At 57.8% G+C, this 6,605-nt stretch carries 6 protein-coding genes and 1 pseudogene; all 7 read right to left on the bottom strand.

Features of this window, described 5'->3' with window-relative positions:
• Positions 1-83: pseudogene (locus tag AB7E65_RS04055) on the bottom strand (rubrerythrin family protein); the annotation flags it as partial.
• A 242-nt stretch (positions 84-325) separates the two neighbouring features.
• Positions 326-931 (bottom strand): hypothetical protein, encoded by a 606-nt coding sequence (locus AB7E65_RS04050; RefSeq protein WP_072286516.1) that lies wholly within the window; start codon positions 929-931, stop codon positions 326-328.
• A 344-nt stretch (positions 932-1,275) separates the two neighbouring features.
• Positions 1,276-1,632, bottom strand: coding sequence for a hypothetical protein (locus tag AB7E65_RS04045; RefSeq protein WP_428745308.1), 357 nt, complete (start codon positions 1,630-1,632; stop codon positions 1,276-1,278).
• Positions 1,633-1,876: 244 nt separating this feature from the next.
• Positions 1,877-2,626, bottom strand: coding sequence for a response regulator transcription factor (locus tag AB7E65_RS04040; protein ID WP_083558572.1), 750 nt, complete (start codon positions 2,624-2,626; stop codon positions 1,877-1,879).
• Positions 2,623-4,047 carry a sensor histidine kinase gene (locus AB7E65_RS04035; protein ID WP_072501910.1) on the bottom strand — a complete coding sequence of 475 codons (1,425 nt, stop codon included), beginning with the start codon at positions 4,045-4,047 and terminating at the stop codon, positions 2,623-2,625. Before AB7E65_RS04035 ends, AB7E65_RS04040 begins: the two co-directional genes overlap by 4 nt.
• Before the next feature lie 65 nt (positions 4,048-4,112).
• Positions 4,113-5,141, bottom strand: a complete 1,029-nt coding sequence (locus AB7E65_RS04030) for a ribonuclease Z (RefSeq protein WP_428745307.1) — start codon at positions 5,139-5,141, stop codon at positions 4,113-4,115.
• Between the two features lie 55 nt (positions 5,142-5,196).
• Positions 5,197-6,573, bottom strand: coding sequence for a DegQ family serine endoprotease (locus AB7E65_RS04025; protein WP_428745306.1), 1,377 nt, complete (start codon positions 6,571-6,573; stop codon positions 5,197-5,199).
• Positions 6,574-6,605: the final 32 nt, after the last annotated feature.

Here is a 6,605-nt window from a genome sequence, read left to right as displayed (position 1 = left end):
AGGTATTTGCGATTGGCCTGGGATTCGCCGGCAAAAGCCTCAAGGAGATCCTGTTCGGTTTTGGTGCCTTGCAGATCGGACATATGCATGAGCCTCCTCTGTGAATGTGGGGGTGAAAGACGGAACACAGCTGGCTCCATTCTCATAAATTATCCCGGGCCTGTCAACCTCCTCGTCAAGATCCGCAGAGGGATACGCACGGATTCGTAAAGATGGGGGCCGAGAGCATCGGCCACGAAGACCCTGGCGTTTAAGCGTGATGATGGCAAGAATTTGAAAAGACAGAGATTTTTGATCGGTGGCATAGGCAGGAACCGGCGGCGTTTCAGGCTCGGCGAGGATTTTTGCTGCGGGTCTGTTTCAATCGGATCAAGGCGGATTCGACTTTGGCGAAAGCCGGACTCTTACGATCCATTTGTGCCAGATTCAATTTGAACTTCTTGGCCATTTCATTCACCACCGCCAGCGGTTCGGGGTTGGCTTTATCCCATATCGGGCGCAACTCGCGCAGAAAAATATTGGCTGAAGCGGGCTCCATGCCTCTCAGGGCGGTCAGGCGGTTTTCGAGGTCCCGGGGGCTTTCGGCCATGCTGTGCAATGTGTTGAGACTGCCCTGGTAATATTGCTGCAGGGTACCGCATGTTTCCATGATATGGCTTGCAGTCACTCCATCGTGGCGGACATAGCCGCCCTCGCGCATGACCGGGTGTACAAGATAGCTCCATCCTGCCCGGGTGATACTCAAGGGATCGAGGAGTCGGTATTTCTGGAAAGTCCGGTAGGTTTTTCGTGCAATGTCCCTCGATACCGGTCCGCCGAATAGCAGGGTAGCCAGCAGCCATTTGAAAAGTTCGTGATCTTTGCCGCTTTGCAGATCGATGCCGAGTTCTTCGGAAAACAGGGGAAAGGTCAGCAGTTCCTGGATAGTCATGCTTTCTCCTTGGGCAAATTTATTATTTTCGTTTAAGCATGCATGGAACATGCCGTAATCATTAGCTAAAAACTATTCCGACAATGCCTCGCGCGGGGCTGGCATTTTTCGCTTTCTGCCGTGAAAGGCAGGACTGTTCGCCGGCGAGTATCCATCCGGAAACTCCGCATGAAAACCAGCGAGGAAAATGGGGGAACGGTGGCTCCGGGAGAAGCTTTTTCGGGAAGGATATTTTGGCCGGTTTAACATGAGAACAGACGGGGCAGGGCAAGGCGATCCGGAGCATGACTGTTTTTGCCGCTGCCGGCGGTGATTTCACGGAATGCGGGGTGACACGGCAGGATTCATCTGCTTCGATGGGGCGCGAGGGAGTACATCGCCATATCGATCCCACAGCGTCGACAGGTCGTTTTGCCGGCCTGCAGGCTATTGCAGTAAGGGCATACCCTGTCCTCCGGAGGAATGGTTGACGACATCGGCTCGACCCGGCACAGGGCACCGGCTTTTCGGAACAGATTCCAGCAGCGCCAGGCGGCTTTGGCGTCGACGCCGGAGCGCACCACGGGTTCTTCCGAGAAAAAGCGTTCCAGCGCCGCGGGAGGAAAACAACGCATTTTTTCAAGATTTGCGCGTACCTTCCGGTGGCCCATTCCCGGTGCGAGGCAACCTGTAAAAACAACCTTGAAGCGGTTTATGTTCATGTACTTTTCCCTTATGCGCCGATGCGAAAAAACTCTCGTCTGTCAATCCGGAAGAAGTCTTCGGGCATAAAAGAATGTATCATATTATAATTTAAAAAAACAAATAAAAATAATTGTTAATGACTAAGGGGGTGTCGCGGCGGGCTTTGCAGCGAAACAGGAATAAAACAGGAACCAAAGGCCGATCGGAGCCATGTGGTTTTTTTGATTGGAAAATCGGAAGGTTATGCTGCCAGCGGGAGGATCAGGCGCCGCGGCCGCTCTTGAAGCGTTTCAGCCAGATCTGGAATTCCTTTTCCTCATGTTCCAGCTCGAAAGCGTTGATCAATCCGCGGCGCAAAGCGACGGCCACGGCGCGGTTGCGAAGATTGAAGGCATCCCCGAATTTATCGCCCTGAAACTGTTCCTGGTCGACGCCAAGTTTGCTGTACAGGGAGTTAAGGCGGCTCTGCACGCCGCGTCGCGACAGGTAGCGCCGCTGTGCGATGAGATTGTCGGTGAGCCCCAGGGAGATGTCGAGCAACGCTTCGAATTCGATATCGGAGAGCGCCGTCTGGCTGTGACCGGCCCGGCCCTGGACCTTGCGTACTTCAGGGTCGATCCAGCATTGTTCCTCAAGTAGAACGGTTTGGATGGCGGACAGGATGCGGTCGCGCGGGTTGGATTTCAGGATGTAGCCATAAACAGTCTCCGGCGGTACGATGCGCGACAGGGTACGGACATACATTTCGTCCTTGAACTGGCTCCAGAATACGATGCGTGCCTGTGGTTTGCGTTGCCAGAGGTTGCGGGCCAGTTCAATGCCGTTCATTTGGGGCATCTGGATATCGCTGATCAGCAGAGGTTGCTCCTGGTGCAGGGCCAGTTCCAGCGCGGCCATGCCATTGGGCGCGCGATCGACCACGCAGGAACCCTCCCAGCTTTTGATCAGCTGTTCGAGAAATTCAAAATCCCGTGGGTTGTCTTCCGCTATGATGATATGCACCTGCGTCATTCTTGTCCGCCTTCCCGGGTGTTTGCCAGGACTGGCAAGGTTAATTCAAAGCGGGTGCCGCTGGAAAAACGGGAATTGCACCAACGGACCTGCGCGCCGATGGTTCGTGCGCGCTCACGAATATTGTTCAGCCCCCTGCCAGCGCGCAGGGCAACCTCTTCAAGATCGAAACCAATACCATTATCCTCGATGGACAGAACCACCTGGCCCCCACAGAGGTTGAGGTTCACCTCGTAACGGGACGCCCGCGCATGTTTGATGACATTGTGGATGGCTTCCACCGCGATCCGATACAGGGTCAGCTTCTGTAGCCGCGTCAGGTTGGCAGAGTCGACCGCGGGACAGATATACAGGTGGTATTCCGGCATATCTCCTTTGCCAAGATGCCGCTCAAGGTGGGATTCAAGGGCCGCGCCGAGACCAAGGATGTCCAGCGTCTGCGGATGCAGGTTGTCCATAAGCTGGCGCAGGTTGGCAATCGCCCGCAGCAAATCTTCTTCGAGGGTGCAGACTTCGTTTTTGAGGTCCCCTTCCGCCGGCAGGCTTTGCAGCCCGCGCAGAATTCCGGACAGATCGCAGAGGGTCTGGTCGTGAATATCCATGGCGATGCGCCTGCGTTCCTCTTCCGCGCCTTCCAGCAGTTTTTCCGTGCCCACCACCCGGATCAGCTGGTCGGTCATGTGATTGATGGACAGAGCCAAGTCATCGAGCTCATCGCGAACCGTATCCGGCGCGGGCGGCGGTTTGAGGTCGCCGCGCACGATGCGGCCGGCACTGTCGCTGAGGGTCTGCACGCGGCGCAGAATGCCGCGGGCAAAAAACAGGGACAGCAGCACACCGACAGGAATGGCGGCACCCAGCACGATCACGGACACCAGGGCCGCCCGGTCGGTCAGTTTGTCCAGGTCGTTGCTGTTGGGTGGCGGCGAATCCTTGCGCATCTTTCGGGTCTGATCATTGAGGCCGACCATGTGCGGCCGCAGCTGTTCCAGGGCCGCGGTGAATGCCCATACATTGAATGCGTCCTTGTCGGGATACAGGGCTTCGACGGCGCGCATCAGGTCCTGCCCCTGGCTTTCGGAAAGGGGCATGTATGTGCGCACGCGATCAAGGCCGCTGACAAGGTGGGCGTAAGCCTGGTCGAGATCTGCGAGCAGCGCATCCAGATTATCGTAGCTGGCCTGGCCGTTTTTAACCAGATCCTGGTACTGGCGAATCGCATCCTCCATTACCCGGGCGGCAATGTTGGCCTCGGTAATGCCCATGAGGATCGCACCGATCCCTTCGGCCTGTTCGCGTTTATGGGACAGATCCATATAGGTGTACTGCAGAAAAACCAGTAGCAGGGTCATCAGCAGCAACACCGCCGCGGGCGCAATAAGTATCTGATGTTTGAGGGTCAGGCGCATGGTCCGCAACATACCATAAAGCTGGCGCCGATGCACTGTGCTTCAGCACAGCCCGAGAGCGCACATTTAACGAGTCTTCATTCGGAAAGGTCCGGTTTTTGTCGGGGTGCCGCCGCCCCGCGAAAGGCGGCCCAGGCTTCCTGCTCAAGCTCTTCCGGGCAGCGTTGATAGCGCGGCGAATGGTGAAAAACCTTCAGCCGCCCCACCCCGGCCATCCGTGCCAGCCGTCCGGCCTGCCAGGCGGTAAGGTGGTTGCGCTGGCGGGCCCTGTCCAGATCACGATGAGCGAACATGGCTTCAATGGCCAGCAGGTGAACGTTTTGCGCCAGTTGCAGAATCCTTCGAAAATCGCCATATACCGGAGAGCAGTCCGTGACGTAGACGATTTTCATGCCCGGTTCGGTAGAAGCGATGTGCGCCCGAAGCCAGCCCAGCGATAGTTTGCGGGTGCGACCGCCGTCAAGCGGTACCGAAACGGCGACATCGGGGTCGGTGCCCCGAAAAACAAGGTCTTTGAAGTGGCCCAGCCAGGGGCCGGGATGGAAACCGTGGCGATGCAGGGCGTCTTTGTGGATGGCGATGTGTATCGGTTCTTCCAGGGAGAAGGCCAGCGAATCGATGTTCCCGTGCGCAAGGCGCACGGTCCGGACCTGGTACCATGGGTTCTGATACAGAAGGCCGTCGTGGCAGGGCAACAGGCGCTCGGACCGCGGCCGGAAAGCCTCGGCAGCCGGGAAGGCGACTTCCCTGATGCTGTTACCCAGCCATTCGCGCACCTTGAGTACAAAGGGATAACCTTCGACCAGGTTCCAGGTGTAGCTTTGCAGTCGTGCCGCAATCTGGGCCGCCAGCCCCTTGGGGCCGTATAACAGCAGATCGATATCCCTTGCCAGGAAGGTGCGCAACAACAGGTCGAAGCCTGCCAGGTGATCGATGTGGGCATGGGACAAAAACACCAGCCGCGTCTTGATCAATGCGCCGGGGGGCAGTGCATGCAGATCGCCGCAGTCGAAAAGCAGCGCCTCGCCGCGGTGGGCGAGGCGCACGTGCAAGGCCGGGTCGCCAAAGGGGCCGTTGACCAGTCGGGGGAAAAAAACCGATCTCACCGATGGGCCCTCCTGACTGGAAGAGAGAAAAAGGAAGGGGGATTGCCGATTCAGGCTATCGGGTCCGGACCGTTGCGTAAAGGGTCTGATCCCGCCGCTGGACAAGCAGACGCACCAGCTGGTTGCTTTTTGAGTTTCCGAGCAGGGCGTGCAGGGCTGCCGCGGACTCTACCGGCTCGCCGTTCAGCTCCAAAATCACATCTCCGGCGTGCAAGGTGCCGGCGGCGGGTCCATCCGCCTCGACGGCGGCAACCAGCACGCCCTTTTCAACGGACAGCCGGTAGCGGGATTTGATCTCCGGCGTGATGTCGATGACGGACAGGCCCAGCAGGTTTTTGCTTTTGGCGACTTCCCTTTTTGCCGGCTGCTGGTCCCGGTCCTGGGTGCCAATGATGACGCTGGCTTCTTTTGTGCGCCCGTCCCGGAAGAGTGTCATGCGCGCCTTGGCGCCAACCGGCAAGGCCGCTACGATTCTGGGCAGATCGCTGAGGTTTTCAAGGGTCTGTCCATTGATTTCAAGGATAATGTCCCCCCGCTGCAGACCGGCTTTGCGGGCTGGCGAATCGTCCTCCACATCAGTGACCAATGCACCCCGGGCCTTTTTCAGGCCAAAGGATTCAGCCAGCTCCTCGGTTAGCTCCTGAACCGTGACGCCGATCCAGCCCCGCACCACATGGCCGGTTTCCCGAAGCTGCGGGATAATGCTTTTTGCGGCGTTGATGGGTATGGCGAAACCGATGCCCTGACCTCCGGCCACAATTGCCGTATTGATGCCGATCACCTTACCGGCTTCGTTGAACAGCGGACCGCCGGAGTTGCCCGGATTGATGGAGGCATCGGTTTGAATGAAATCGTCATAAGGCCCGGCGCCAATCACTCTGCCTTTGGCCGAAACGATGCCGACCGTGACGGTCTGCTCCAGGCCGAACGGGTTGCCGATGGCCATGACCCATTCCCCGACCTTGAGTGTTTCGCTATTCCCCATTTCGGCGACCGGAAGTTCTTCCTGTCCGACGTCGATCTTGATCAGTGCCAGGTCCAGCTTGGGGTCGAGTCCCTGTACGGTGCCGTTGAATTCCCGGCCGTCGGAGAGGCGCACCTTGATGACGTCAGCGCCGTCGACGACGTGGTCATTGGTAAGGATATAACCGTCGGCAGAGATGATGAAGCCCGAGCCCAGGGAGCGTTCCTTGCGGTCCATGGGCTGGCCTCGGAAAAACCTGTCGAAAAATTCTTCGAAAAATTCATTGTAGGGGGACGGCTGCCCGGGGAAGATGGGTCGTTGAGGGCGGATGGTTTTGGAGGTGCTTATGTTGACGACCGATGGTTTCAGGCGGATCGCCAGCTCGGCAAAGTCGGGTACGGCAAAAGCCGGTATGGCAGTCAGCAGCAATGCCACAAAAACGGACAAGGAACGGAACAAGGTCTTCATGGATGTCATCCTCCTGAGTGATTGCGGTCGCG

Origin of the sequence: Syntrophotalea sp. (assembly GCF_050253115.1) — a bacterium.
Taxonomy (GTDB): Bacteria; Desulfobacterota; Desulfuromonadia; order Desulfuromonadales; family Syntrophotaleaceae; genus Syntrophotalea; species Syntrophotalea acetylenica.
Note: the sequence above shows the minus strand (reverse complement) of the source record. Positions and strands in the feature narration are given on the sequence as shown.